The sequence below is a fragment of the Vibrio sp. Vb1026 genome, assembly GCF_033338745.1.
Classification (GTDB): Bacteria; Pseudomonadota; Gammaproteobacteria; order Enterobacterales; family Vibrionaceae; genus Vibrio; species Vibrio alginolyticus.
Window position 1 is genome coordinate 55,623 of the sequence record NZ_JAWOTH010000012.1, and the last position, 25,984, is coordinate 81,606.

The 25,984-nt window shown below is 45.0% G+C and carries 29 protein-coding genes; 13 read left to right on the forward strand and 16 right to left on the reverse strand.

Features of this window, described 5'->3' with window-relative positions; all coding sequences use genetic code 11:
* Positions 1–4: 4 nt before the first annotated feature.
* From R7E47_RS16900 to R7E47_RS16910, 3 genes are all read left to right on the forward strand, one after another.
* Complete coding sequence (locus R7E47_RS16900; protein WP_005388177.1) at positions 5–1,531, forward strand: tripartite tricarboxylate transporter permease; 1,527 nt, start codon at positions 5–7, stop codon at positions 1,529–1,531.
* Between the two features lie 279 nt (positions 1,532–1,810).
* A complete protein-coding gene (locus tag R7E47_RS16905) occupies positions 1,811–2,326 on the forward strand; it encodes an adenylate kinase (RefSeq protein WP_017633773.1) in 516 nt (171 codons plus the stop codon).
* 81 nt (positions 2,327–2,407) lie between these two features.
* Positions 2,408–3,178: a sulfite exporter TauE/SafE family protein gene (locus tag R7E47_RS16910; RefSeq protein WP_017633772.1), complete on the forward strand. Its 771-nt coding sequence runs from the start codon at positions 2,408–2,410 to the stop codon at positions 3,176–3,178.
* Between the two features lie 293 nt (positions 3,179–3,471).
* Here the strand turns inward: R7E47_RS16910 and R7E47_RS16915 are convergent, their stop codons facing one another.
* The 14 genes from R7E47_RS16915 to sctW form a co-directional block, all read right to left on the reverse strand.
* Complete coding sequence (locus R7E47_RS16915) at positions 3,472–4,443, reverse strand: TAXI family TRAP transporter solute-binding subunit (RefSeq protein ID WP_005388171.1); 972 nt, start codon at positions 4,441–4,443, stop codon at positions 3,472–3,474.
* A gap of 259 nt (positions 4,444–4,702) precedes the next feature.
* Positions 4,703–5,068: a hypothetical protein gene (locus R7E47_RS16920; RefSeq protein ID WP_017821699.1), complete on the reverse strand. Its 366-nt coding sequence runs from the start codon at positions 5,066–5,068 to the stop codon at positions 4,703–4,705.
* Positions 5,069–5,421: 353 nt separating this feature from the next.
* Complete coding sequence (vopD, locus tag R7E47_RS16925; RefSeq protein ID WP_005377262.1) at positions 5,422–6,426, reverse strand: type III secretion system translocon subunit VopD; 1,005 nt, start codon at positions 6,424–6,426, stop codon at positions 5,422–5,424.
* A gap of 10 nt (positions 6,427–6,436) precedes the next feature.
* Entirely contained in the window at positions 6,437–7,636 is a 1,200-nt protein-coding gene (vopB, locus tag R7E47_RS16930) for a type III secretion system translocon subunit VopB (RefSeq protein WP_005377260.1), read from the reverse strand.
* 7 nt (positions 7,637–7,643) lie between these two features.
* Positions 7,644–8,129 (reverse strand): SycD/LcrH family type III secretion system chaperone VcrH, encoded by a 486-nt coding sequence (gene vcrH / locus R7E47_RS16935; RefSeq protein ID WP_005377258.1) that lies wholly within the window; start codon positions 8,127–8,129, stop codon positions 7,644–7,646.
* 12 nt (positions 8,130–8,141) lie between these two features.
* Complete coding sequence (locus tag R7E47_RS16940) at positions 8,142–9,965, reverse strand: virulence-associated V antigen (protein ID WP_318084688.1); 1,824 nt, start codon at positions 9,963–9,965, stop codon at positions 8,142–8,144.
* Positions 9,966–9,975: 10 nt separating this feature from the next.
* Positions 9,976–10,260, reverse strand: a complete 285-nt coding sequence (locus R7E47_RS16945; protein ID WP_005377254.1) for an LcrG family type III secretion system chaperone — start codon at positions 10,258–10,260, stop codon at positions 9,976–9,978.
* A gap of 60 nt (positions 10,261–10,320) precedes the next feature.
* On the reverse strand, positions 10,321–10,734 hold the full coding sequence (locus R7E47_RS16950) for an LcrR family type III secretion system chaperone (RefSeq protein ID WP_005377252.1): 414 nt from the start codon (positions 10,732–10,734) through the stop codon (positions 10,321–10,323).
* Entirely contained in the window at positions 10,734–12,860 is a 2,127-nt protein-coding gene (gene vcrD, locus R7E47_RS16955; protein ID WP_086013853.1) for a SctV family type III secretion system export apparatus subunit VcrD, read from the reverse strand. Before vcrD ends, R7E47_RS16950 begins: the two co-directional genes overlap by 1 nt.
* Positions 12,844–13,185, reverse strand: coding sequence for a type III secretion system chaperone VscY (gene vscY / locus R7E47_RS16960; RefSeq protein ID WP_005377248.1), 342 nt, complete (start codon positions 13,183–13,185; stop codon positions 12,844–12,846). Before vscY ends, vcrD begins: the two co-directional genes overlap by 17 nt.
* Before the next feature lie 5 nt (positions 13,186–13,190).
* Positions 13,191–13,568, reverse strand: coding sequence for a type III secretion system protein VscX (gene vscX / locus R7E47_RS16965; protein WP_005377246.1), 378 nt, complete (start codon positions 13,566–13,568; stop codon positions 13,191–13,193).
* The gene (gene sycN / locus R7E47_RS16970) at positions 13,565–13,939 is read right to left on the reverse strand and encodes a type III secretion chaperone SycN (protein WP_005377240.1); all 375 of its coding nucleotides are present in this window, start codon (positions 13,937–13,939) and stop codon (positions 13,565–13,567) included. The genes vscX and sycN overlap by 4 nt, the downstream gene beginning before the upstream one ends.
* The gene (locus tag R7E47_RS16975) at positions 13,926–14,210 is read right to left on the reverse strand and encodes a TyeA family type III secretion system gatekeeper subunit (protein ID WP_005377239.1); all 285 of its coding nucleotides are present in this window, start codon (positions 14,208–14,210) and stop codon (positions 13,926–13,928) included. The genes sycN and R7E47_RS16975 overlap by 14 nt, the downstream gene beginning before the upstream one ends.
* Positions 14,191–15,084: a type III secretion system gatekeeper subunit SctW gene (gene sctW, locus R7E47_RS16980; RefSeq protein ID WP_017821331.1), complete on the reverse strand. Its 894-nt coding sequence runs from the start codon at positions 15,082–15,084 to the stop codon at positions 14,191–14,193. The genes R7E47_RS16975 and sctW overlap by 20 nt, the downstream gene beginning before the upstream one ends.
* A gap of 185 nt (positions 15,085–15,269) precedes the next feature.
* On the opposite strand from sctW, the gene vscN reads away from it, so the two are divergent.
* The 10 genes from vscN to R7E47_RS17030 all read left to right on the forward strand — a co-directional run bounded on the left by vscN (position 15,270) and on the right by R7E47_RS17030 (position 23,832).
* The gene (gene vscN / locus R7E47_RS16985) at positions 15,270–16,592 is read left to right on the forward strand and encodes a SctN family type III secretion system ATPase VscN (protein ID WP_318084690.1); all 1,323 of its coding nucleotides are present in this window, start codon (positions 15,270–15,272) and stop codon (positions 16,590–16,592) included.
* A complete protein-coding gene (locus R7E47_RS16990; RefSeq protein ID WP_065274573.1) occupies positions 16,589–17,050 on the forward strand; it encodes a type III secretion protein in 462 nt (153 codons plus the stop codon). Before vscN ends, R7E47_RS16990 begins: the two co-directional genes overlap by 4 nt.
* A 9-nt stretch (positions 17,051–17,059) precedes the next feature.
* A complete protein-coding gene (locus tag R7E47_RS16995; protein ID WP_318084693.1) occupies positions 17,060–18,271 on the forward strand; it encodes a type III secretion system needle length determinant in 1,212 nt (403 codons plus the stop codon).
* Positions 18,268–19,236, forward strand: a complete 969-nt coding sequence (gene vscQ, locus R7E47_RS17000) for a SctQ family type III secretion system cytoplasmic ring protein VscQ (protein ID WP_017634547.1) — start codon at positions 18,268–18,270, stop codon at positions 19,234–19,236. The genes R7E47_RS16995 and vscQ overlap by 4 nt, the downstream gene beginning before the upstream one ends.
* On the forward strand, positions 19,233–19,883 hold the full coding sequence (gene vscR, locus R7E47_RS17005; protein ID WP_077281529.1) for a SctR family type III secretion system export apparatus subunit VscR: 651 nt from the start codon (positions 19,233–19,235) through the stop codon (positions 19,881–19,883). The genes vscQ and vscR overlap by 4 nt, the downstream gene beginning before the upstream one ends.
* Before the next feature lie 13 nt (positions 19,884–19,896).
* Positions 19,897–20,163 carry a SctS family type III secretion system export apparatus subunit VscS gene (vscS, locus tag R7E47_RS17010; RefSeq protein WP_005377227.1) on the forward strand — a complete coding sequence of 89 codons (267 nt, stop codon included), beginning with the start codon at positions 19,897–19,899 and terminating at the stop codon, positions 20,161–20,163.
* Entirely contained in the window at positions 20,160–20,945 is a 786-nt protein-coding gene (gene sctT / locus R7E47_RS17015; protein WP_171346037.1) for a type III secretion system export apparatus subunit SctT, read from the forward strand. Before vscS ends, sctT begins: the two co-directional genes overlap by 4 nt.
* A 15-nt stretch (positions 20,946–20,960) precedes the next feature.
* Entirely contained in the window at positions 20,961–22,010 is a 1,050-nt protein-coding gene (gene vscU, locus R7E47_RS17020) for a SctU family type III secretion system export apparatus subunit VscU (protein WP_005387129.1), read from the forward strand.
* A gap of 102 nt (positions 22,011–22,112) precedes the next feature.
* On the forward strand, positions 22,113–22,823 hold the full coding sequence (locus R7E47_RS17025) for a helix-turn-helix domain-containing protein (protein ID WP_021707757.1): 711 nt from the start codon (positions 22,113–22,115) through the stop codon (positions 22,821–22,823).
* 106 nt (positions 22,824–22,929) lie between these two features.
* Positions 22,930–23,832: a DMT family transporter gene (locus R7E47_RS17030; RefSeq protein WP_411913451.1), complete on the forward strand. Its 903-nt coding sequence runs from the start codon at positions 22,930–22,932 to the stop codon at positions 23,830–23,832.
* A gap of 89 nt (positions 23,833–23,921) precedes the next feature.
* Here the strand turns inward: R7E47_RS17030 and R7E47_RS17035 are convergent, their stop codons facing one another.
* A complete protein-coding gene (locus R7E47_RS17035) occupies positions 23,922–25,400 on the reverse strand; it encodes a CesT family type III secretion system chaperone (protein WP_318084699.1) in 1,479 nt (492 codons plus the stop codon).
* Positions 25,401–25,409: 9 nt separating this feature from the next.
* Positions 25,410–25,868, reverse strand: a complete 459-nt coding sequence (locus R7E47_RS17040; protein WP_318084701.1) for a CesT family type III secretion system chaperone — start codon at positions 25,866–25,868, stop codon at positions 25,410–25,412.
* Positions 25,869–25,984 lie beyond the last annotated feature (116 nt).

The window sequence follows — 25,984 nt, forward strand, 5'->3', positions numbered from 1 at the left end:
AATTATGTTAGATGGAATTCTACAAGGTTTATCCACCGCAGTAATGCCAATGAACATTATGATGGTGATCGTTGGTTGCTTCGTCGGTACATTTATCGGCATGTTACCTGGACTTGGGCCGATCTCAGCCATTGCTTTGATGATCCCAATTACTTATGGCCTAGAGCCCTCCTCTGGCCTTATTTTAATGGCGGGTGTTTATTACGGTGCGGTATTTGGTGGCTCTACATCGTCGATTTTAATTAACGCGCCGGGTTGTTCTTCAACCGTGGTCACAGCATTCGACGGCTACCCAATGGCTCAAAAAGGCCAGGCAGGTAAAGCATTAGCTTTGGCAGCTTATTCGTCTTTCACTGGCGGTACGCTATCTGCCATTATGTTGCTTGTTGCCGCACCAGCATTGGCTAGCGTCTCCCTTAGCTTCCAATCGTCGGACTATTTTGCGTTGATGCTACTTGGGTTATCAGCAGTCGCGGCTTTTGCGGGGAAAGGTCAGGTAATCAAAGCGTGGATGATGACCATTCTTGGTTTGATGCTATCTACAGTTGGAATCGATAAAGGCGTAGGCGTTGAACGCTTTACCTTCGGTTTAACGGATTTAATGGATGGCTTTAGCTTCTTGTTGCTTGCAATGGCGACATTCGCACTGGGTGAGACACTGATGGGCATCCTTAAACCATCAAAAGACACCAGCGATGAAGAACAAGAAAAGCTGAGCAACATTGGCTCAATGAAAGTGACCAAGGAAGAAATCAAAGATGTTGCGCCTGTTTCAATTCGCTCTTCAATATTAGGTTTCTTCACTGGCGTTCTTCCTGGCGCAGGGGCAACCATTGCTGCTTTTTTAAGCTACGGTATGGAGCGCAACCTCGCACCTAAAGAGAAAAAGGATGAGTTCGGTAAAGGCAGTATCCGTGGTTTGGTTGCGCCAGAGTCTGCGAACAATGCAGCATCTAGTGGTTCATTTGTACCGCTATTAACGCTTGGTATTCCGGGCTCTGGTACAACAGCAATAATGCTCGGTGCGCTGATCGCTTATGGTATTCAACCTGGCCCTCGCCTATTTGTTGAACACCCAGATGTGTTCTGGTCAGTGATCATTTCCATGTACTTCGGCAACATCGTACTTGTGATCCTGAACTTACCATTGATTCCGTACATTTCAAAGCTTTTGGCGGTTCCAAGAACGGTGCTTCTACCGATGATTTTATTCTTCTCAATCACCGGGGTTTATTTGGTCTCTTTTAACACTATGGATGTGTTCGTGATGCTGATTGTGGCTATGGCTGCCATTGCACTTCGGCTCGCTAACTTCCCGCTCGCACCTTTATTGCTGGGCTTCATCCTTGGAGGATTAATGGAAGAGAACTTACGCCGCGCATTAATGATTTCAGATGGAGAACTGAGTTTCCTATGGGAGCGTCCTATTACCCTTACCTTTACTGTTTTAGCTGTATTGGTATTGGCAAGTCCACTAATCGTAAAGCTGATTCAAAAGTTTAAAGCACAGCCAGTCAGCGTTGAGCAGTAATCGCTGTCTCTTTCAACCTAGATAAAGCCATCCATCGTGATGGCTTTATCTTCCCCCTTCCAAATCGTTCGCTTGTTGTACAGATGGTATTGACAAATCACTGTCGTTATATGAAGGTGATTGTATGAACACACACTTAGCGCAACTTAACCAACGAATTATCATCATTCCATAGGAATGGTGGGATTTTTTGATGCGCTCAGTATTTATCGAACCCACCCATAGCGGTGGGTTTTCTGTCTCTACCGTATGGGAAAAGCTCTCTTGGAGGCGGTCACAATGCAAAAAATAGCAGTTTTTGGTAAACCCGGCAGTGGAAAATCGACGGTAAGTAAAGTAATCGCGTCGGCTACCGGTCTTCCTCTTCATCAATTAGATTCAATAGTCTATAAACCAAACGGTGATCCCGTTGAGCGTAGCGTTTTTGATGAAGCTCATAGCAATATACTAAGCTCAGATCGTTGGATTATAGATGGCCTTGGACCGATCAGCTCTTTCAACGCTCGTTTAGATGCAGCCGATACTCTCATTTATATTGATCTACCATACTCAGTAAGCTATTGGTTTGTGACGAAACGTCTCCTTAAAGGACTATTCATTAAACCTGAAGGATGGCCTGATGGTAGTTCGGTACTGAAAGGAACGTTACAAAGCTACAAAGTTCTTCAGCAATGCCCTGCATTCTGGAATGATGACTTTATGTCTCGCCTCGAGGGGTACTCTCAAACTAAAGCCGTTCATGTCATCAAAAACGTTACAGAACTGAACAATTTTGTTTTAGAGCGGGTAAAGTAAACCTCATATCAGAACGTTAGAGCATGTGGGTTAGATCATCTGAAGCTCTAACAATGAAAAAGAACATAACAAGGATTGCTTATGCTTTTAGAACTAGCACTTTTATTCGTTGCTGGCGTAATTGGTGGGATCATTAACTCCATAGCGGGAGGCGGAAGCTTTATTACTTTTCCGGCTCTATTGGCAGTTGGTGTTCCTCCTATTATGGCTAACGCAACAAACACATATGCTTCATGTGCGGGTTACATTAGTGGAGCCGTCGGGTTCAGAGAAGAGATCATGAAGAACAAGCATGAACTGCTGTTCACAGTCTCATTCAGTTTAGTCGGCGGCGCTGTCGGAGCATATCTGTTGCTCAACACGCCAGAATCGCTATTTATGGAAGCCATCCCTTGGTTACTCTTATTTGCCACCGTGCTTTTTCTCATCGGTTCTCGTTTAACAATGCTAATCAAAACTGTCGCGAAAGAGCACAAACATGCTGGCATACTCGGAGCAATCGCGTTGGGTTTACTACTTGTTGGTGTCTCTGCTTACGGTGGTTTTTTCAACGCAGGTTTAGGGGTTATTGTTCTGAGCTATCTGGTAGTAGCTGGCCACCAAGACATTAATTTAATGAACGGTTTGAAATTGCTCGTATCTACGTGTGTTTCACTCATTGCTATCGTGATTTTTGTTGCCAATGGCTCCATTGACTGGCACACAGGTAGTGTTGTTTTGGTCGGTACGTTGGTAGGTGGGTATCTTGCAGCTCGTGTCTCTCGTCAACTGAATCCTAATCATGTTAAAGGGTTTGTTGCTCTTTCTTCTATTCTCATCACTATCTACTTTTTCATTGATGTTTATGTTTAAGCAAAACTTGTACAAGTGGATAACACTCCTACAAAAACGCCAGCGCGAAAGATTAATGCAGATGGCTTAACGATTTTTTGTGTCACTCCAGCGAGGTTAGGAATCTAATAGCACTACACTGAGCGGCTAATGAAACCATTTTGATCACAAAGTGCTCGGATGGAAGATCCTGTATCACGCTCCTTCGTCGCTGTACAGGATGACGAGAAATAGAAATATGCCACTCGCGGTTAAACGAGTGGCATTGATCGAGAAAGATGGCGTTTTACATCAATAATAAGAGAAAGTAACGCTTACTTAATCAGCCCTACTTCTTTGTAGTATTTTAGCGCACCTGGGTGAAGAGGCGCAGATAAACCGTCTTTTACCATTTCCTCTTTCTTCAAGTTTGCAAACGCTGGGTGGAGACGGCGGAAATCATCGAAGTTTTCAAATACCGCTTTAACCACGTTATAAACCACATCTTCTGGTACCGCAGTAGAAGAAACAAACGTCGCGCCCACACCAAAGGTTTGAACATCACTATCTGTGCCACGATACATACCACCTGGGACATTTGCGACACGATAGAAGCTGTTGTCTGCAACCAGTTTTTCTACATTAGGTCCAGCTACCGTTACGATATTACTATCACACGACGTAGTGGCTTCTTTAATCGCTCCACTTGGGTGACCAACGGTATAAATCATCGCATCAATTTTGTTATCACAAAGTGCTTTTGATTGCTCTGCTGCTTTTAACTCAGAGACAAGCTTAAAGTCGTCGTTACTCCAACCATACTGGTTCATTAGCACTTCCATAGTACCTCGCTGACCAGAACCAGGATTACCGATGTTAACGCGCTTACCTTTCAAATCATCAAAAGTTTTGATGTTCGCGTCTTTACGTGCAACGACAGTAAACGGTTCTGGATGAACGGAGAATACGGCGCGTAGCTCTTTAAAAGGCCCGCTTTCTTCAAACTTACTGGTTCCTTTGTAAGCATGATACTGCCAGTCTGATTGCGCGATACCGAGGTCCAATTCACCAGCACGAATAGTGTTGATGTTATAAATCGATCCCCCAGTACTTTCTACCGAACAACGGATACCGTGATCTTCTCGCGATTTGTTAACCAAGCGACAAATAGCGCCACCAGTCGGATAATAAACCCCTGTTACGCCACCGGTACCAATCGTGACAAACGTTTCCTCCGCAGACGCAGAAAAGCCTGTTGTGAGTGCCGCCAAAGAAGCCGCAAGTGCGATTTGCTTAAACTTAAACATTGAACATCCCTTTTACTTGTGTTGATGACCGTTTAAGTATAGCAACCGTTAACAATTTGATAACGTTTGAGTTCTCATCCTTGGCGGTTAGCTTAGTAATCACCATTTTATTGGCATATTCTGCCGTTATATAATGGCTCTATATAAGCGTAAACCGTATAGTCTAGAAAATTAAATCTTTAGACTGATATGTCCATTCTAAATTATCTATTAAATAGAAATACTCAGGTCAAATTACTATAATCTTGTTAAATAACCTTTATTCTATATAAATATGATGAGTTATAACTCCAGCCAGAAGACATGATGTACTTGAAATAAATAATACGAATGAGAGAACAAACAATCGTTGAATATGAATTGGAACCTTATCCCTCTTCTCTAACATTTTATATCGTTTCGCATGAAAAGTGCTCAGAAAAACAGTTCCATATTGTAATACTCCGTGACCTGATAAGAATATATTCAGAGTGTAGTATCGAACTCCATTATCAAGAGCATCTTCAAGATACTTCAACCACTTGGATTTCAAATAAATAACAAACAAAAACCAAGCAAATATACCTAAAATTCCAACCGTAGTCAGATAAATCACTAAATCTGATGCTAAACTGATATCTTCCATCTTCGACTACTTATTAAGTTGAGTTTTATATAATTCTGTTCCCAAATACTCACCAGTCGAACTACCATATTTTGTTATTGAGTATCTAATTACACCCTTCACTACAAAAAATTCTTAAACACACTTTTTGTGAATAATAATGGCACTTTAACTTAATTTTACGCAACAAGGCTACTATGAAGTTGTTAGCTTTGAGCTGAGTTCAACAAAAACAGTAACTTTTATGCAATGTAACTCACTACGTTATATTGCTTTACAAACAAATCACCCAGTAAATATCCGTATCTAGTTTAGATAGCTGAAATAAAAAAAGCGTTGTATAAACAACGCTTTGTAGTTAGTGAAACGGATGGTTACACCGTTGGGACTGACGCTCGCCACGCTTGGTTCTGGCTATCTGAGATAGATCGGAACAAGTCACGTAGCTCTTTCAATAAGCCTTCTTGGAAACCAATGTTTTCATCGGCTTTCTGTTTGGCTGCTTGTGCGCGAGTCGCTTGTACTTCATCATCTTTGCTGCGCGCTTGCGCTTTGGTTTGCTCTACATTCGATGCTGAGTTTGCCATCTGGCCCAAAGCTTGAAGAATCGCGTTCTTCGCTTGGTTTGAGCTCATCAACTTATCGAACTTACGGCCACCACTTGTCAGCTGCGCTGTCGTGTCTGCGATATTGTCTTTCGCTAGTGAGTGCGCACGCTTAACCTGATCTTGCTGCGTTTTAGACAAGCTATTGTTATTTAATAACTCTTCTGCTTGATCGAAGCCAGCTTTTTGCGTTTTAAGTACATTATTGCTCGCCATTTCATTCTTGATTTCTTTCCCTGCTTTGAAAGAACCAAGGGCACCAATAATTGCGGTAGCACCCGCTAGTACACCCGAAACGACTGCCATCGCGATCATCGCGCTTGCCGAGTTGTTGAGTTCTGCCGCTTGGCTTTCTAAACTCGCGACGTTTGCTTCAACAGCAATTTCACGTTGTAGCACTTGCTGCTCACGGCTCAGCTTTGATACTTGATACAACAATGTTAATAGCGTCAACGATTGTGATACCGCATCTGATGGTGACTTGATCACCTCCTCACCGTTAAGCGCTTTCATCGTTGTGCTCATTAATGAGCTCACCGTCGGTGCAAGAGCGCTCATTAGGTTTGCAACAACTTGAGCTTGGTTACTCACTGTAGGAGCTTTAGGTGTCTCTAACTGGTAGCGTGCTGCACCAGAAACACCTGATTCACTTTGGCTTTTAACGGCGCCCGCTTCAAGCTTTGTTTCCGGCGCTTTTTCTGCTTTGTTGGTTTTAATGGTGTCGCCTAAACCGTATAGTTCACCACGACCCGTTCCGCCTACTTTATCTAGCATAATAAACTCCTTATACCGTTGCAGGACGGCTTAACACCGTTTGCATAGTTTCACTTTTCGCTTGAATCATTTGCATGATGAGACTCATCAGCTCTTGGAAGTCTTCCATCAACTTACCAATCTCTTCTTTGAGCTTATCAATGACAGCCTGGCTTAACGTCATTTTGGCTCGAAGGTCTGTGATATCAGCCTGAATCTCTGTCACGTGAGCATTGTTAGCAGCGTGGACACTGTCCGTTGCGCCTTTACCCACGTTGACGGCAAGATCGACGGTTTCTGCGCCATAACGAATCGCTTTCGCTGTTGTTGTCGCAGCTTTTGTGCCCATATCCGCCACTTTCGCCATGTTTGCAGCGGCTTTCGTAGCGATTTCCGTGACCTTTTGAGCTACCTTACCAGCACCTTTTGCTGCAAGTTTCGCGATACCGCCAGCAGCTGCACCACCAAACGTCACAACAGCTCCGATAACCGCGACGGCGATTTCTAATGCCATTACGACTTTGTTTAGCACATCGACATTTACGCCCGCTTCTTTTAGCGCATCTTGAACGGCTGGCTCTTGCAACGCCATGCTCACTGCTCCCATGACGCCACCAGCGATCATAAGTGCACCGGCTGCTGCACCAACACCCGTTGCCACCATTACGGCACCAACAACAATAGAAACCACCGCACTGATCCAACCAAAGATCTTCGCTGCTAAGCCTGATTTTTGGGCTTCTTTTGCAGCGGCTTCCGATTCTTTGATTTTGTCTTGGTTTTCCACCATCTCTTTTTCGTGCTTAGCTTTTGCGACCTTCACTTCCTGAATTTTCAGCTCGTTTTGAGCACTTTTCAGTTTATCCGTGATAGCAGCAAGCTCTACTTCAAAATCATCAGCAGATCCTGCGATGATTTTGACGGCAATCGAACCTGTTTGGTCTGCAACTGCATGGAGAGATTTTGCAATGGTATCGACGATCTTTTGCAGCTGTGCCATGGCTTTTAGCGTCAAATCATTCACTTTGTCACTAACAGCTGCGTTAGGTGCATCTAACTGAACTTTTACTTTTCCGGTGTTCAGTACATCTGCATCTTTACTCTTCACGTTTTCTACCGTCACAGAAGGCGTCGCTGTAGACGCCGTTTTCTGCACGTTATCTAACGTGGCTTGGCCAGATTCAGGGCTATAAACCTGTGTCTGGATGCGGTCAAGTGCAATAGAACTCATAGTCTAATTACTCCTTTTTATTTCTCACCGCTTCTAACATGATGCCTGCACGCTCATGCAAATCTGCATATTGTGATTTTCCGGCAGACATCTCCTTCGCGCTGTAAAACCCACTCTCTGCTTCTGTCAGTTGTTCCAGTTTAAGGTGACATTCAGCAGAGTGAAAAGGTGGGCGTGGATCATTTACGTCCACTAGCGCTGCGTAGCTGTAGGCGTCTATTGCCTGCAGATACTCACCCAACTCCTGACGAGCCGCGCCAAGGCCAATGAAAAATCGCGCCTGATAATGATCAAGCATGCTGAGTAATTGAAATACTTTCGCTGCTTGCTCAATCTTTCCCGATTGGAAAAAGTTGTAACCTACGGCATAAATGTGTTCGATGGTGTCCTGAGACACATCGTGCAACATTTTTAGCGTGCCTCCCTCTTCCAAAAAAGACAGCAGTTCTTCTGCTTGCATTTGAGATGGATCGGTCGCGTTTGTTTTAGTCATGGTTGGTTATCCTTAAATGGCTCGTAGGATTTCTTGTAAAATACTGTGGTACTTCTGAACAAACTTGTTCATCGCTTCAACGGTCGAGTTGTATTGAGAACTGGTGTCGTTCAGCTCAGTGGTTTTGATTTGCACTTCATCGTTAAGCAACTTGGATTTAGCACTGACAGAACTAGAAAAATTAGACAGCTTTTTCGACTTCTCTTCGTCTTGGTACGAAGCACCATCACCGATAGTAATACCTTGTGTTTGAAGGAAGTCTCGATGGTTTGTTATCTTATTATCCGTCAAATACTTGTACTCAGGTGAAGCTTCAAAATCCGTTTGATTGCTGTAGTTAAAGTCACTCGCTTTGAAGTTACTTTCTGGATATCCCGGTTTATAAACCCCATCAACACTTTGCGTAGAGTGAATTTTTGATTGCACAACACCAAAAACTTTAAGCTGTATTGTGAGATCCTCTAATGCCTCTTTCTGGTCATTACGTTTCTCTAAACGGTTAACACGACGCTCATTTAGTGCAAGCAGCACTTGCTCATCAAAACGGTCTCCAATGCTGGACTCAACAACGGCCAACAAATCATGAGCCGTTAGAGAGTGCTCTGCTCTCACCTCGCGATCCGCTTTCTCTTTATCGGTGATATTGAGTAGACGCTCTTTCAATGCCCCTAAGTTTTTGCGCAATGCCTCGTATCGCTCAGTAAATGAAGCCCCGGTAGATTCACCTTTTACTATTTTTTCAAACTGTAATCGGATATCTCGTTCGGTGTTTTCTTTGATCAAATTAACTTGAGCTGCCGTTATTTGTGTCTTTTGGACATCGGCTATCGCGCTGTCCTGGTAAAAGTCATCGATTTCTATATTTGTTAAACTCACCGCGAAGTTGGCGAACAGACTAGAAAGGGTCAAAGGCTCAGTTCCACCAATGACAGTATTAAGTGTTGCTTTTAGATTGTTCGTTCCACTCGCCTCACCATAAGCTGCGCTATATTGGCCTTTCACTTGAGCGGCCATTTCATCTAACGCTTCTTTAAGCTGCTGTTTAGAAATACCAGGAGTCCAGGTAATTCTGCTAGCTAGCGCACTTGCGTCATCGGTGCTTAAAGTAATACCAATGCCTTGAAAACTACTTTTTAATTGAGCTGAGACTTGAAGGGCGAAACTCTCTTTAGTCAACAGAAAGTCCGAGCTCTTCAGTTGCGCGAGATTAACGGAACCTAAGCTACTAAAGGCATTGCGAAGAAAAGAAATAGAAGCATCTCTCACTTCACGGGAGCCCATTTGATTAGCAAGCTCTGCAACAAAAAGAGAAATTTCTTTGGTGGCATTAGCCAGTTCTGTCTCGGAGAGGTTGGCGATCTGCTCCGCTTGGTTACTCTGGGTGCCCAGATTAAATTGACTAACAAACTCAGTAGATAACGAGCTATCTACGTTTTCCGTCAGTAGCTTACTAAACCAAGCCTGAAACTGATTTGATAGCGTTTGGTTTGTTTGAGCATTAAACTCGGCTGCGGTTAATTCGCCATCTGAGTTAGCACTTTGTAGCGACTTTATCCAAACAGATGCAGTGTCGGTCAATGATATACCAGCAAACGCGTTATTTTTCGCTTTTAGGTTTTCAAGCGTATCAACATAAAGCGCGATGCTTTGTGATTCCGTTTGTCCCGAGATAGTTGGCAATGAAGAGATTATCGAGGCAAGTTGCTGAGTCTCTGCTTCACCCAGTACAGGGGTAAATGCCTCTATCAAGTTTTGTTGGAAAGTGGGTAATGGTGCACTACTCGCAGCTGTGTCTGTTGCTCCTGTCGTAGAGCCAGTCGTTTTCATATTCGTCATTTCCAAACCTCTAAATCATCATGCCGCGCATCACTGTGGGACGCTTTCTGCGTTTACCTGACGTACCTTGTAGCTGAGTTTGTTGCTGCCGGCGGCGCTGGACTTCGTCTATTAGCTCTTGCTCTGCACGTTTCATGGTATCTACTGGCGCTTTTATGCCGCCAAGTAAAACATCCCCCGCAACAGGACCAACACCTAAGCCTTCCAATAGCTCGTTAAAAATATCGGTTCTGTCTTCAGCTTTTCTAATGGCAAGCTCAGCGTTCTCAATCGCATCGGTAAACGGTTGCTTCATCTTGATTCCTATCTTAAAGCGGGTCATCTCATCGGTGCTGTCAGTAACAGTCGTGAGTTTTTACTTTTTCAACTTTTTCAAAGGTCTATAATCTGCTAGGCGTAAACAGTACCAGTCTTCTAGCTCATCATGGCTTGCACCGCATGCTTTTAGATAGAACTGTGCCAATCGCTGGCTGCTCATGTTGCTACCACGTAACACATCGACGTTGCCGCGAATGACCCAATCGGAGGGATAAAGTTGAATGGCATGTTCAGCCAAGAGAAATAAGCCGGCAAAGGGGTTACTCAACCCCAATTTTGGACGAACGCGTTTCAGAAGAACGATGATGATTTCACCGTCCTCCACCCGAAAAACGAGCTCTAAGCCCTCAACTTCAATTCGATAACCAAGTTGAATTTCACTTTGTTGCCAAAAGTATGGCGTCACTTCGATCCCCGCTTGCGCCAGCGAGAGTATTAGTTTTGTTTTCATTACATCCCCACCCTTCCAAGTGGCTGAATATTGATTTGCTGGGTTAGTTCTTGAAATGACAAAACGGGCAGATCGTAGTATTCCGATTCAATAAGCTTTCGCACATATCGGCGTACATCCATAGACACAACTAGCACAGGTTTATTCGGCATGCGGCTTAAGTCACCAATGGTCTGTTTCACATCACTGACAAATTGTTGCGTTACTGACGGATCTAACGCCAAGTAACTCCCTGCTGAGGTTTGACGAATACCGCTGCGTATTGTGTCTTCGAGATTTTGATCCAATAAGTAAGCGGGCAACATGTTTTGTCCGCTCGCGTATTTGTAGCAAATGTAACGTTTTAAGCTGGAACGAATGTACTCCGTCAGCTGTACAACATCTTTCTCTTTTTGGCCCCACTCAACCATCGCTTCCAAGATCACGCGAAGGTTTCGGATAGAAATGTCTTCAGAAACCAAGCGTTGCAAGATTTCCGTCATTTTTTGCAACGGAACAATACGCTGGGCCTCTTTGACTAGCTCCGAATAACTGCCTTCCATCTGCTCCAACAGATAACGCGTCTCCTGAATACCAATAAAGTCTTGTGCGTACTCCTTAAGAACATGAGACAAGTGGTACGTTAAAATCCTGTCGGGTGTGAGAAAACCGACATGACTGGCTACGAGTTTTTGCTCATAACTCTGTGCCACCCAAATGCTAGAAATACCGGGTAGAAAATCTTCATCTTGCTCATAAGGCACGCCTAATAAATCGATCTGTTCATTCCCTTCTGTCACCAAGAGTTGATCTTTAACAATTCGTCCTCGTGCAACCGGGACTTCTTGTAACTGAATTAAGTACTCGCCATTTTGCATCCCCTCGTTAAAGCGCAGGTGGATGCCTGGGAAAGGCACGCCTAGGTCGAGATATAGTGCGCGTCTAACCCTTGCTAGCTCTTCATTTAATGCGACCGCTTCCAAGCTTTCCTGAAGGCTCGCGTCAAGATCGATCAAGAGTGGGACCGTCATGGCAAACTCTTCTTGCTCACCTAATTTGCCTTTACTGTTTCTAGATGGAGTGGGTTTGTTTGGCTTCGCTGCTGGCGAACCGGCCCCTTGCGAAACAAAGCTTGATAAGTCGGTGCTATCTGATTCAGCTTGTTTTTTCTGTTGATAGAAAAGGAAGAAACCACCACCACCAACCACGGCGGCCAAGACCAGAAAAGTGATTTTTGGAAACCCAGGGATGAGTGCGAACAGCACCAAAAGCACACCACCAATAAGAAGCGCACGTGGCTGAGCAATGACCTGCCCACCAATGTCCGACCCAAGATCAGAAGAATCTTCATGAGAAACACGCGTCACGATAATACCGGCGGTAATCGCGATAAAGAGTGCCGGGATCTGCGATACCAAACCATCGCCAACGGTCAAAATCGCAAACAATTCAAGTGCTTCAGAAGCACTCATGCCTTTTTGCGTTACCCCGATCGTGACGCCACCTAAGATGTTGACCACAATGATGACCAGACCCGCAATGGAGTCGCCTTTAACGAACTTCATCGCGCCATCCATCGAGCCATACATTTGGCTTTCTTTTTCAATCAGTGATCGTCGGTGCCTAGCTTCGTGTACGTCAATTACTCCGGCACGCATGTCACCGTCAATACTCATCTGCTTACCAGGCATCGCATCGAGTGAGAAGCGCGCACTAACTTCTGCTACCCTTTCTGAGCCTTTGGTGATCACCATAAACTGAACAATGGTAATGATCAGGAACACAACGATACCGACCACTAAGTTACCGCCCACAACGAAGTTACCGAATGTATAAACGATTTGACCAGCATCGCCTTGTAGCAAGATCAAGCGGGTTGTCGTGATAGATAAAGACAGACGAAACAATGTCGTGATCAATAGCACCGCAGGAAATGCAGAGAACTCAAGTGGCGTGGTGATGTAAATCGCTAACATAAGCAGCACCACCGCAATGCTCATGTTGGTGCCAATCAGCACATCCACCAGTGCGGTAGGAAGTGGCAATATCATCATAAAGACGATCGCGAGTAACATCACCGCAAGCATGATGTCTTTGCGTTGCCCTACTTTGTTTAGAATATCGATCAACTTATTCATGTGATTCACTATTTAAAGATTGCAGATAGCGTCGGTGCGCTTGGCGTGCCCCATCGACGTCATTTTGTTTCCAACGCGCTTGGCTTAAACAAAACCAGAGTCCTGCCGAGTCAGGATGAAGGTCAGATTTTAATAAGTGCTCACACACCTCAATCGCCCGGGTATATCGACCACTTTGTAAACACGCCACAGCAAGTGTTTGCATCGCCTCTTTGTGCTGCGGTTCTATTTCTAGAACCGCATCGAGAATAGAAATGGCATGCTCTGGCTTTTGGTATTGAACTTGTAGCGCAGCGTGAACAAGTAAGAGTTCAATGTCTTTGGATCTCAACATGTTGGTTAGACCTGAATAAGGAGATTGAGCGCCATAGTGAGGTAACGCTGATCTAGTTGCGTACTTTGTAGCGTTTCAGATGCTTTGATAAAAGAAGCGGAGCCTGAATCCTGTGCAAGAACTTGCAGCTGAGCTAACGTTTCATCAAATTGTTGACGGTATTTTTCTGGACGCAACAACTCTGAGTGCAGCAGCTTGGGCTTAGTTAACGCGATGAGATATTGGTCTGAAGGCCTGAGATCATAGAGCTTCTCTAAATGTGTAGCGACCGCCTGACCATCAGGAAGCAATTGAAATCGCTCTGGGAAATCGGCCTTAACTTCACTATGAGTAACATGCGTAAAGGCTTCGATGCCTACGTTTAAAGTGCTGACTCGAGTCATGAGCCTGCCACATCGTTATGTAGACGAGCCAAAAGCGTAAACGCTTGCTCTAAGGTCGGAAGTGTTACTTCTTCTCCTTTTAGCCTTGCTGAAAAAACCAGAGTTTGTTCATCTAACAAGCCGGTTTTAATTTCGAAAGGCCAGCCTTGATCGGCATGACACAAACACAGTGCACTTTGAATAATGTCACTGGTTTGATGCCAAGATAACGCTCGAGACAACATCAAGAATAACTGCTCACCCTGTCGCTCAATATGCAGCGTACCACTTTGCTCAAAATCCAGCTGCACCCGTCCAGCTGATGAGAAATCGACGGCATCGAGCCCCATTCCTCGGCAAAATTCATCGACGGATGCATCAATCCAACTCATCTTCCCACGCTTCCTCTTCTTCTATATCAATGGCTTCGTCTAGCGCCTTTTGTACCGCTTGGATTAAATTCTGTCGTTGTTCTTCATCGGCGAATACGTCAATTGGGATTGCGCGAACTAACTTATGGAACTCTCGAAAAAAATCGATTTTTTGTTCTACCGCCGTCAATTCCATTGCGTTGGCGACTTTCCATATCTCATCACTGCTTACCCATCGCTGCTCTACCAACGCAATCACATCAGCCATCAAATTAGAAACTTGATAAGCCATAATTCGTCCTTTCCGGTTTAAACATTTGGAACAGCTGACTCACACGATCTTGCAACGTATTTAGAGTTTTGAGTTTTTGCATATCGGACATCAACCACTGCAACTTAACCGAATCGATACTGCTACCTTGAACACTAAGATCTGCACTCATGCCTTGCAGCATAAAGTCAACAGCGGTCGATACCTCCTGCTCACCAAAGCGCGCCACCACATCTTGATAAGCAGCGCCGAGCCCTTGATAACTATGAACGGTATCGCGGTAGAAGCCGCGCAGCTGATGCAAAGAGCTAAACTCTTGCTCTTGGCTATATTCATCAGCAAAATTTGAGACACGGATTTCCGTATCAATTTGAGACCATGTATCTGGGTTTTGCTCGATTCTTAGAAGTGCTTGGTCAATCAGCGCTAGTAGGTGTTTACTTTCTGGACTCGCACTCAAAAACTTTTTAACGGCTTTTAGCGCGAGGTATTGATGGCTTTTCTCCTCGGAAAACCCATTCAAGTAGGCTTGTAATTGCGCGATGGTCGAGATATTTCCTCCCGCCATTTTTGTAGCCAAATCTTTGATCTTTTGATTCTTTTCAAGATCAGGGACTTTTCTTAAATAGTCCGAAACGAGTTCATGTGCTTCATTAACTCGAACACCACTGTCTTTCACTTTGCGCTTAGTCAGATCTTTCTCTGCTTTTTCGGAACCGAGTGAAGTGAGTTCTTCCATCGCATCAAAAAGTGATTGTGTAGCATTGTGAACACGGACGGTTTCACCGCGATAATTGCCTTTTTGTGAAACGTCGGGGCGAGACGATTCCAACCCGTTTTGGATAGACGCATCAAACTTTGGATTTGTTGCGATATGATTGTTGATAATACTCATTCACTTGCACTCCTTCCGCACAATACAGGCGAATTATAGAAAGTGCGCTTTGTTGAAGCTGTCAAAATCAGACGTGTTTTTTTAGTGCGCTTTCAGTTTTCTAAAAACTCCCGACTGATATTCACTATAAATTGATTCTTATACTTTCTATCCTCTCAGCATCAATCATTGCGCATATTTTTACCTTGAACGATTTCTCATACATCACTGATATCCAACAATCTGCGATTAAACACACGCGTTTGATCCAAATTCGCGGGCGCGTTACACAAGTCACCGGCACCATTATCAAAGCTGTCGTCCCTGGCGTTCGTGTAGGTGAACTGTGTGAGTTGCGCAATCCCGATCAAACTCTGTCTTTGTTAGCGGAAGTGGTTGGCTTCCAGCAGCATCACGCTTTGCTCACCCCGTTAGGAAATATGTTTGGGATTTCCTCAAATACAGAAGTAAGCCCAATGGGCAAAATGCACGAAGTGGGTGTTGGCGACCACCTGTTAGGTACAACGCTTGACGGGCTTGGACGTCCTTTCGATGGTACGCAGAGTCAGGAACCAAGTGCTTGGTATCCTGTTTATCGCGATGCGCCACCACCAATGCAACGTAAACTAATTGAAAAGCCAATCTCTCTTGGCGTTCGATCCATTGATGGGCTACTGACCTGTGGTGAAGGTCAGCGCATGGGTATTTTTGCAGCGGCTGGCGGGGGTAAAAGTACCCTACTGGCAAAACTGATTCGCTCCGCAGAAGTTGACGTGACCGTTCTCGCCTTAATTGGTGAACGCGGACGCGAAGTGCGCGAGTTTATTGAGCATGACCTAGGCGAAGAAGGAATGGCCAAATCGGTTTTAGTGGTCGCTACCTCTGATCGCCCAGCAATGGAGCGCGCCAAAGCCGCTTTTGTTGCCACTTCTATCGCAGAATATTTTCGTGACCAAGGTAAACGCGTGCTACTGCTGATGGATTCTGTAACGCGTTTCGCCCGCGCACAGAGGGAGATTGGACTAGCCGCAGGCGAGCCACCAACACGACGTGGCTATCCGCCTTCCGTTTTTGCCGCTTTGCCAAAGCTGATGGAACGAGCTGGACAATCAGACAAAGGATCAATTACAGCACTGTACTCCGTGTTGGTGGAAGGTGACGACATGACAGAGCCTGTCGCGGATGAAACTCGCTCAATTTTAGACGGGCACATTATTCTCTCGCGTAAACTTGCGGCAATGAACCACTACCCTGCGATTGATGTACTTCGGTCAGCAAGCCGAGTGATGAATCAAATCGTTGAATCCGATCATCAGGCGTCTGCTGCTCATATTCGCGAAATGTTAGCTAAGTATGAAGAAGTTGAACTGCTAATCAAAATTGGCGAATACCAACATGGTGCAGATAGCCGAGCGGATATGGCCATTGCACAAAGTGATGATATACGCGCCTTTTTACGCCAAGGCACGCATGAACTAAGCGATCTTGATGGCGCTATCGCTCAACTTAAAGGGATGGTGAAACAATGATAGAACGCTTATTAGAAATCAAAAAAATTCGCGCTGACCGTGCGGATAAAGCCGTCAAGCGTCAAGAATACCGCGTGTCAAACGCCACAGCACAGGTTCAAAAGGCCGAACGTTCTGTCGCGGACTATCACGTTTGGCGCCAGGAAGAAGAAGAGCGACGTTTTGCTAAAGCAAAACAACAAACGCTCGTTCTCAAAGAGCTGGAAACATTAAGACAAGAAATCGCGTTGTTAAGAGAGAGAGAAGCCGAACTTAAACAGCGTGTGGCCGAGTCAAAAAAAGCGCTTGAAATCGAACGCTCGGCACTTAAAGAAAAGCAAAAAGAGGCGCGACAAGCCCATAAAACCAAAGAAAAATTCGTTCAGTTGCAGCAACAAGAAGTCGCGGAAAAATCGCGAGAAAGGCAATACCAAGAAGAACTCGAACAGGAAGAGTTTCGCACTGTCGACATTATCTAAAGGTTCACTATGCGCATTACCCCAACAACTGAAGCATCGAATACGCTGCACAAATCAACGCCAGAACAAGCGCCTCTCGAGAAGGAGGCCGAGCTTCAATCACAATTCGAGCATGCAATGACGAAGAAGCCTAGCAAGGGAAAGGAGTCTATCGTTGCGAATCCCCAAAAGAATCATACTGGCGAAGAAGACATACCGCTAAGGCATAAGACATCTCAAGGTCTAGATAAGAAACCTAACTCATCGAACCAAGAAGCCAACGCTGACAAAAACATCTCCACCTTAAACGGTCAAAGTGACGTCGTCACTAAGAGAGACGTAGAGAAACCGCAAGACGACGCAGCAAATAGCGAAGAAATAATTAGCGAAAACAATAAATTGCTTAAAAATGATGGAAAAAGCGATGGCGACACAGTTCTAAGCTCCCCTTCTACCGAGCGTGTTGATCCTCACTTTCAAGCTCAAGCTCATTTGAAAGATGATAAACCGACGCCGATGGATAAACATACCTCGCCGGATTGTCTCTCTACGCTTGAATCTGGCTTGCTCCCCCAAAGTGCGACAGCGACAGAGCTCGCTCAAGATGGGATTAACATTGTTGGCTTAACGAAAAAGCAAACTGAAACAGCGCACAATAAGCGTGCAACTCCGCCGCTACAGAATACAGGCAAACGATCAGACCAAACTGATGGCCTGCCTGAAACCAAGCCCCTTGAAAAAATCGAGACGAAAAGCGCACTAGTCGCCGTGAAAACGGATGAAGAAAAAGTACCTTCTCAACCCTTTGCAAGTGCGGTAACACAAGGCGATGTCATCCTAAAAAGTGTTGCTTCGCAGGCTCAACCAAGCCCAACGCGAGACGTAAACCAATTACTCCAGCAATTGGTGGATAAAATCTATGTTGCTCTGCCAACCGCATCGGACAACAAAGAGGTTCGGCTGTTTCTAAGTGAAGGACAATTAAAAGGTGGCGAAATCCACATCAAGTTGGACGCTCAAGGGTATAGCGTGACGATTCGACAAGAGCATGCCCTTTCCATTATTAGCCAGCAAGCTAGACAAGATCTTGCTGAACGGCTAAACCGATTCGGTGGTGAGCAGCCACTTCGCTTAGCGATCAGCGAACAAACTCAACAGCTCGATCAACAACAACATGAACAACAACACTCACGCCAACAACGCAGCGTGTATGAAGAATGGCAAGCGGAGAATGACCTATGACACCGTTAATAATACCCAAAGTGGATGCAGAAAGTATCGCGCTCAGCAATCAACTTTGTGCAAAACAGTGCCACTTCCAAGGGACTGATGGTCAGAGCGTATCGATTACTGTTGCTCAAATCCCTTCATTTGAAGGGTTCCGTTTAACCACGTTGATTGGAGGGCAAACCCTACAAGTAGACTTTTCTCGTGCGCAGCTCCAACATTGGCTGAAATCGACCTTAAATGCTACTGCGTTTGAGTCCCTGCCTAACTCCCTCCAGTTAGCACTTTTGAGCTCACAGATAGAACCGCATAGTGAGGCAATCAAAGCGCTATTTGGTCAGTTACCCATTCTTAGTCAACTACAGCCGTTAGAGGCGAGCCAGGCCCAAGAGCATACTTTAATGTTAACCCTCAATAAGCCTAACGGCTCTCTTTGTTTGTGGGTTAGCGAAGGATCAGACGTGTTGTTGGATGCGCTACCAAACAGCGCTGCTCTACAAGCTCGACACCTCGCTTTACCTGTGTGGTTAAGTCTTGGAAGGACCCATTTGACGTTAAGCGAATTTAATTCGCTCGAGCTGGGAGATGTCATCTTTTTTGACGATGGTTACATCGCCAAGCAACAAGCCATTTTTCAAGTATCTAACCAGAATCTCTGGCGCTGCCAACTGGATGACCAAACTCTTCACATTATGGAAAAAGAAACCAATATGAATGACGTAAACACTTCAGAAATGTTAACCGACCACCAGCAACTGCCTGTGGAACTCACGTTTGATATCGGCCATCAAACCATCACGCTAGAGCAGCTTAACCAGCTTCAGCCAGGGTACGTATTCGAGCTAAACCAGCCTGTATCTAAGCCGGTAACATTGCGTGCCAACGGCAAAATCATTGGTGAGTGTGAACTGGTTAATGTTAACGAACATTTAGGTGTGCGCGTACTGGAGCTGTTCGGTGGCACGCAGGAGCCAGCATGATCCAGTTACCCGACGAGCTCAATCTCATTGTCAGCTTAGCACTGCTGGCACTGCTCCCATTTATCGCCATGATGGCGACGTCGTTTGTGAAACTGGCCGTTGTATTCTCACTGCTGCGTAACGCTCTCGGTGTACAGCAAATTCCGCCGAATATGGCGCTTTACGGATTGGCCATCATTCTGTCAATTTTCATCATGGCTCCCGTCGGGTTTGAAACCTACGACTACGTAAAGCAGCATGATATCTCCCTTGAAGATTCTGCAAGTGTAGAAGGCCTCATTGAAAGCGGTTTACAGCCTTATCGAGAATTTTTGAAAAAGCATATTCGGGAAACCGAAGCCATATTCTTCACTGATGCTGCACGCACATTGTGGCCACAGAAGTACGTAGACCGTTTAGAGTCGGACAGTTTATTGCTCTTACTGCCCGCATTTACCGTCAGCGAGCTTACTCGCGCTTTTGAAATTGGCTTTCTGTTGTACTTACCGTTCATCGCTATTGACCTAATTGTGTCGAATATCCTACTCGCAATGGGGATGATGATGGTATCGCCAATGACGATTTCCCTCCCCTTCAAATTGTTGCTTTTTGTCTTGCTTGACGGCTGGACAAAGCTCACCCACGGCTTAGTGTTGAGTTACGGTTAATCACGGAGAAAGTATGCATTCTGCTGAAATCATTCATTTCACGACTCAAGCATTAACCCTAGTGTTGTACTTGTCATTACCGCCGATTTTAGTCGCAGCATTGGTTGGTACATTGGTGTCGCTTATTCAGGCGTTAACTCAGGTCCAAGAACAAACGTTAGGCTTTGTGGTCAAGCTTATCGCGGTCATTATTACACTGTTCGTCACAACGCAATGGCTAGGGGCAGAGCTCCACGCCTTCGCCTCGCTTGCTATGGATAAAATTCCTCAAATACGATGAGTTATCACGACTTACACCAGGTTTTATTTTTGTACAGTCTGACGTTACCTCGGTTAATGGCATGCTTCATCTTTTTGCCTATTTTGAGCAAGCAAATTCTAGGCGGCACCATGGTGAGAAATGGTGTGCTTTGCTCACTCGCGCTGTTTATATTTCCGATGATTAATCAGCAAAGCTTGCCCGCAGAAACCGACGGCATTTGGCTGATAGTGATTTTGGGTAAGGAGGTATTAATTGGGCTATTGATAGGGTTTGTTGCTGCTATCCCCTTTTGGGCGATAGAAGCGGCCGGTTTTCTGGTCGACAACCAACGTGGTGCTGCCATGGCAAGTATGTTTAACCCAACGCTAGGCTCACAATCCACACCAACAGCCGTGTTGCTGACCCAAACGTTGATTACCCTGTTCTTCTCTGGCGGGGGCTTTGTCACTTTTATCTATGCGTTATTCAAAAGCTATACATCTTGGCCGATCGTGGACTTTTTCCCAACCGTTAGCGACGCATGGGTTAGCTTCTTCTACGCGCAATTTGAACAGCTTATGTGGCTTGGTGTGTTGATGTCCGCTCCACTAGTGTTGGCAATGTTTCTTGCTGAGTTTGGTCTGGCGCTTATCAGTCGTTTTGCACCGCAATTGAATGTTTTTTTCCTTGCCATGCCAATAAAAAGTGCCATCGCGAGTGTTTTACTGATCGTGTATCTCGGAATAATGATGGATCACTTTGAAGTACAGTTTTACGGCATTACCCGATTCGCAGAACAACTCAATACCATTTGGCAATAACGCTTAGGATTCTTTATGAGTGCAGAAAAAACTGAGCAACCCACCGCAAAAAAGTTACGCGATGCTCGACAGAAAGGTCAGGTTGCCAAAAGCCAAGAAATCGTATCGTCTGCATTAATTTTGGCGCTCATAATTGTACTGTTTGCGTTCGCCGATTATTACATGTCGCACATCTCAGCGCTTATTCTCCTACCAAGTAAGCTTGCTTATCAGGGTTTCCAAGATGCGCTAGTCGATGTCGCTATCGCCATCGCAAAAGAAATTGCCTATCTACTCGCTCCGATTATTCTGGTTGCTGCACTCGTCGCCATCTTTTCCAATATGGGGCAGTTCGGGTTCCTATTTAGTGGTGAATCCGTTAAACCCGACATCAAAAAGATCAATCCCGTCGAAGGTGCCAAACGCATTTTTTCCCTCAAGAGTGTGATTGAGTTTATCAAGTCGATCCTTAAAGTCTCTCTTCTTTCCTGCATTATCTGGGTGACATTACGCGGTAACATCAACGCTTTAATGCAAATTCCAACTTGTGGGCTAGAATGTGTCCCGACCATTACTGGCGTCATGATTAAACAATTAATGATTATCTCTTCGGTAGGCTTCATCGTCATCGCTGCCGCAGATTTTGCGTACCAGAAGTTTGATCACACGAAAAAGCTCAAAATGAGCAAGGACGAAGTGAAGCGCGAATACAAAGAGATGGAAGGCAGTCCAGAAATAAAAAGCAAACGTCGTCAGTTACACCAAGAGCTACAAGCCTCTAATCAACGTGAAAACGTTAAACGTTCTAATGTATTAGTTACAAACCCAACACATATCGCGGTTGGCCTTTATTACAAGAAAGGCGAAACGCCCCTGCCCGTCATCACTTTGATGGAAACCGATGCGGTAGCCAAACGTATGGTCGCAATCGCTAAAGAGGAAGGCGTGCCTGTGATGCAAAAAGTCCCTCTTGCTCGTGCACTATACGCCGACGGTAACGTCGACCAGTACATCCCAAGCGATCTTATTGAGGCAACTGCGGAAGTGCTTCGTTGGTTGGCTTCGTTAGAGTCCGAGGCGGACTAACAAACCACACCCCATTCAAGATCTGGGCTTACAACTGCCCAGCTTTCAACCTCGATACTTTCAACGCTATAATGCGGTATCCTTTAACTGTATGTTGTTTTTATGAAATCTAGCTTAAGCATTCGCTCCTACACGAAACGTATGAGCCGACATACTCATAGTGATTATCATCAACTGGTGCTTCCTCTCCAGGGCAACATACATATTGATATGGATAGCTATGTCGGAAAGGTGGCGGTTGGCGACTGCATAGTCATCCCCAAAAGTTGTGCTCACGGGTTTAATGCCGAAGAGTCATCACGCTTTATTGTTGCGGATATGACCACTTTGCCCACTCATTTGATGGATAATAGTGTGGCTGTGTTTTCGATTAGCCCGCCTCTACTGAGCTTTATCCAGTTTGTCGAAAAGCAACTTGAGTATCAGGTTAATGATGAAATTGAAAACTCAATGGTTGCAACCTTCTATCTGTTGCTGGAGCAGCAAAAGCGGTCTCGCTCCGTGGATTTGCGTATTCGAGATGTACAGGTTGTGATCGCGGAGCAGCTTGATCAGCCACTCACCATTGCCTCATTAGCGAATGCCGCTTGCTTGAGTCCGACGCAGTTTAAAAAGCTTTTTAAAGAGCAGCTAAAAGTGAGCGTCCATAAGTACATTACACTACAACGTATGGAAAAAGCCAAAGCACTACTGACTCATACAGACCTTCCAGTTCAGTTGATAGCTGAACGAGTTGGTTATAGTGACCTTTCCGCGTTTAGTCGACGGTTTTCAATGCATTTTGGTATGTCTCCTAGAGAGTTTTCCCGATAGTCACTAAAATAGTCTTCTGGAACAAGTATTCCGTCTTTTCAGCACAAAAATCTCTATCGCTTTCTTTTATTCTTTCTACCCTAAAACAGCCATTCACTAGGTAGAAATTACAGTGTTAAAAAAACATTTCACCGACTATCAATTAGGAACTTTATCCATACTTTTTGCTTCAACCCTGTGGGGAACGACGGGCACCGCTGCCAGCTTGGCACCGGATGTCAGTGCTCTCGCCATTGGCGCATTTTCTATGGGTATTGGTGGGTTTATGCAAGCATGTCTATCTGCGAAGTCACTTAAGAGAGATTTTCGAAAAGTCGTACATAAGAAGAAAACGTTACTGATTAGTATTATCGCCTTAGCCACCTACCCACTGGCTTTTTATTCATCAATGCGATTCGCTGGTGTGGCTATTGGTACGGTTATTTCTATCTCCACTGCTCCTTTCTTTTCTGCTTTGTTAGAGTGTCTCTTTAGCCGAAATCAGACCATAACCAAGCGCTGGATGATGAGTTTCGCAATCGGGGTCATTGGCATTACCTTGTTGCTGGCTTCTGAGTCATCCGCAAATAGCTTATTTGATCAGGATATGAAGCATTGGGGTGTATTACTTGGCCTATTGGCAGGTTTGACGTACGCCATTTACTCATGGGGAGTAAAGGCTATGATTGACCACGGCATTGAATCGCAAACGGCCATGGGAAGTGTTTTTGGTATTGGTGGAGTTTTGCTTCTACCAACACTTTTCATCACGGGTGATAATCTATTTGCATCGTCAACTAATACGACGGTCATGCTCTACATGGCCTTGATTCCAATGGGGTTAGGTTACGTCGCTTTTGGGTTTGGGCTACGGTTTGTTACAGCCAGTGGAGCTAGCATACTCACGCTATTTGAACCTGTTATCGCAGCAGCACTAGCAGTTGCGATTGTTGGGGAAGAAATTTCTCTCATTGGTTGGGTTGGTATAACGTTGACACTTGTGTGTTTGTTTCTTCAGTCGAAAAATTAAATTCAATGGCGATGAGCCAGCCCCAAAAAGTAACGCTGACGGTAGATAAAGTAAGGAGCAGCACCTACTCCCTACTTTACCATTTGAAATTACACCCAGCCTTCTGCCAAGTACATCAATCGCAATTGACTTGGTGAGCCTAATTTTTCTAGCGCACCTAACTGGACGTCACTCAGGTTTGGGCATTTATCAAGATAAACTCGTCCGTTTGCTGCATCTAGGGGGAGCTTGTAGGTGAGCTTTTCGTTTATTTTACTTGCTTCCCCTTTATCAATCGCTCGAACAGCTGGCATGAGCCAACCCCAATCTTCTCCTAACAGTTTTTTAAACGCCCCGTTAGCAATAGACTCGGTTTTACTTGGTGCATCCTCTGGGCTTAGCTTCAAGATAGAGTCTACGTCAGGAACCAAGTGCTCACTTGGCTCTGAACCCAACATCTTTTTCAGTGTTAATCGAGCGGTTTCCATCTCTTGTGCCTCTTTAGGCGCTTGAGGAGAAGTCATTGCAGTATTCTCCTTAGGACCAAGGTACGCCATTAATGCGCGGACAGAAGCCGGATCTTGCATACTGAAGGTAAAGTCTCCTTTAGCATTAGAAACTTCAAGCCTTGGTAAAACACCAGACATCTCACCTTGCATGAGTTGTTCTTTGACTTCTGTATTTAGTCCGTATGCTCCAGCTTGGTTCGCCACAAAACCACCGCCGCTCATGATAGCAGTCGTTGCCGCAGAACCGATTGCCTCTTTTGCTATCGGTGTGACGCCCACCGTTGCTACAGAGCTAACACCGAACGTGCCCAGGCTCCCCGTCGCCATACCTAACGTAGCTCCAATGCCACCTTCAGCCGACAGTATCGCATGACCTTGAGCCAAGGTTTGCTGCATCGGCATAGAAAGACGTTGATCTCGCCCTGGCAGCTGTGAAATTTGTTCTAACTGATGATGGTAAGCCTCAGCATCACCATTTACGGCCGCTTTGTGCAACTCTCTACCTGTAGAAATCAATAAGCCAACGCCAGGTAATGCCAAGTTAATAACGGCGTTCACACCAGAACCTTTTAGCTTTTCTTTGCCCATCTGTAACAGTTCAGCAGCGAAGCCATCCATTTTTCCTGGATACTGGGCTTCTAAACTCACCTGCATACGCGGATCTTTGCTGATCGCATCAAACGTATTTTTAAGCTGCTGGTACGTATCGCTGCTCACTTTTATTTCATCCAATAGGCTGACAACTTCTAAGATTTTACGCTCAGTAAGTGGCTCACCGCGATAGCCTGAAGGACTCACTAGGGAGTAAGCCAACAGCGCAACCTCAGGTTTTTCTTGCTTAAGTAGCGCCTGCTTTAAATCAAGGTGAGTTTTGATGTTTTCTTGGAAAAACTTAGTGTATTTGCTTCTCAATACGCCTTCGTGAATAGAAGCAAACTTATGACCTTTGTGGAATGTGGAAGGTTCTTTTACTTCACCTCTTTTACTGATCACTCGATCATCTTTTTGCGCAGCAACTGCACGAAACTGTTCTAGATCAGGTACTGGGCTTTGGCTGATTTTTTGTGTTGTATTAACCATTTTTCTCTCCTACACACGAAGTGATTGAACATGAGCTTGTTCATGATTAGAGGTGGTTGGAATCGCTTGATCCAACATTGCGAAACGCGCTTGCCACAGCTCGGCATGTTCAATAACTTCGTGAAACCAAGCGGTAAGGTTCGTCGTATTTAGATGCTCAACGGGTTTACGTCCTGCTAAGACAAGCTGTCGACCGTTTGGAGCCAAAGCAAGTGCGAGGCTGCCACTACCTATTCCTTGATAGTTAGCATGAGCAAGAAGCTCTAAACCTTTTAGTCGTTGTTCACCGGATTTTTCTAACCCTCCGAACGTTACAGACAGCATCAAATCATCCGTATCTGTAGCGATGAAATACAACATGTAGCGATCATCGACCAGTAGCTGACAACGTTCATTTTCTTCAAAATTCAGTTCGGGCAACTCATTGAGTTGGCAAAACTCCAAGAGCAGTTGTTGAATCGTGTTCATAACTTTTTCCTTTTGTTTCAATAACTCTATTGAACAACGATTGCAGATTGAACGATGTCGGTAATGGCTTTATTTTTGTCACTTTTTCGCCTTCATTGTGAGGTTTTCCGCAGAAA

Excerpts from the sequence above, each read along its gene's own strand:
- R7E47_RS16900 (WP_005388177.1), top strand. The coding sequence starts at position 5 with ATGTTAGATGGAATTCTACAAGGTTTATCCACCGCAGTAATGCCAATG.
- R7E47_RS16905 (WP_017633773.1), top strand. The coding sequence starts at position 1,811 with ATGCAAAAAATAGCAGTTTTTGGTAAACCCGGCAGTGGAAAATCGACG.
- R7E47_RS16910 (WP_017633772.1), top strand. The coding sequence starts at position 2,408 with ATGCTTTTAGAACTAGCACTTTTATTCGTTGCTGGCGTAATTGGTGGG.
- R7E47_RS16915 (WP_005388171.1), bottom strand. The coding sequence starts at position 4,443 with ATGTTTAAGTTTAAGCAAATCGCACTTGCGGCTTCTTTGGCGGCACTC.
- R7E47_RS16920 (WP_017821699.1), bottom strand. The coding sequence starts at position 5,068 with ATGGAAGATATCAGTTTAGCATCAGATTTAGTGATTTATCTGACTACG.
- vopD (WP_005377262.1), bottom strand. The coding sequence starts at position 6,426 with ATGCTAGATAAAGTAGGCGGAACGGGTCGTGGTGAACTATACGGTTTA.
- vopB (WP_005377260.1), bottom strand. The coding sequence starts at position 7,636 with ATGAGTTCTATTGCACTTGACCGCATCCAGACACAGGTTTATAGCCCT.
- vcrH (WP_005377258.1), bottom strand. The coding sequence starts at position 8,129 with ATGACTAAAACAAACGCGACCGATCCATCTCAAATGCAAGCAGAAGAA.
- R7E47_RS16940 (WP_318084688.1), bottom strand. The coding sequence starts at position 9,965 with ATGACGAATATGAAAACGACTGGCTCTACGACAGGAGCAACAGACACA.
- R7E47_RS16945 (WP_005377254.1), bottom strand. The coding sequence starts at position 10,260 with ATGAAGCAACCGTTTACCGATGCGATTGAGAACGCTGAGCTTGCCATT.
- R7E47_RS16950 (WP_005377252.1), bottom strand. The coding sequence starts at position 10,734 with ATGAAAACAAAACTAATACTCTCGCTGGCGCAAGCGGGGATCGAAGTG.
- vscY (WP_005377248.1), bottom strand. The coding sequence starts at position 13,185 with ATGTTGAGATCCAAAGACATTGAACTCTTACTTGTTCACGCTGCGCTA.
- vscX (WP_005377246.1), bottom strand. The coding sequence starts at position 13,568 with ATGACTCGAGTCAGCACTTTAAACGTAGGCATCGAAGCCTTTACGCAT.
- sycN (WP_005377240.1), bottom strand. The coding sequence starts at position 13,939 with ATGAGTTGGATTGATGCATCCGTCGATGAATTTTGCCGAGGAATGGGG.
- R7E47_RS16975 (WP_005377239.1), bottom strand. The coding sequence starts at position 14,210 with ATGGCTTATCAAGTTTCTAATTTGATGGCTGATGTGATTGCGTTGGTA.
- sctW (WP_017821331.1), bottom strand. The coding sequence starts at position 15,084 with ATGAGTATTATCAACAATCATATCGCAACAAATCCAAAGTTTGATGCG.
- R7E47_RS16990 (WP_065274573.1), top strand. The coding sequence starts at position 16,589 with ATGATAGAACGCTTATTAGAAATCAAAAAAATTCGCGCTGACCGTGCG.
- R7E47_RS16995 (WP_318084693.1), top strand. The coding sequence starts at position 17,060 with ATGCGCATTACCCCAACAACTGAAGCATCGAATACGCTGCACAAATCA.
- vscQ (WP_017634547.1), top strand. The coding sequence starts at position 18,268 with ATGACACCGTTAATAATACCCAAAGTGGATGCAGAAAGTATCGCGCTC.
- vscR (WP_077281529.1), top strand. The coding sequence starts at position 19,233 with ATGATCCAGTTACCCGACGAGCTCAATCTCATTGTCAGCTTAGCACTG.
- vscS (WP_005377227.1), top strand. The coding sequence starts at position 19,897 with ATGCATTCTGCTGAAATCATTCATTTCACGACTCAAGCATTAACCCTA.
- sctT (WP_171346037.1), top strand. The coding sequence starts at position 20,160 with ATGAGTTATCACGACTTACACCAGGTTTTATTTTTGTACAGTCTGACG.
- vscU (WP_005387129.1), top strand. The coding sequence starts at position 20,961 with ATGAGTGCAGAAAAAACTGAGCAACCCACCGCAAAAAAGTTACGCGAT.
- R7E47_RS17025 (WP_021707757.1), top strand. The coding sequence starts at position 22,113 with ATGAAATCTAGCTTAAGCATTCGCTCCTACACGAAACGTATGAGCCGA.
- R7E47_RS17035 (WP_318084699.1), bottom strand. The coding sequence starts at position 25,400 with ATGGTTAATACAACACAAAAAATCAGCCAAAGCCCAGTACCTGATCTA.
- R7E47_RS17040 (WP_318084701.1), bottom strand. The coding sequence starts at position 25,868 with ATGAACACGATTCAACAACTGCTCTTGGAGTTTTGCCAACTCAATGAG.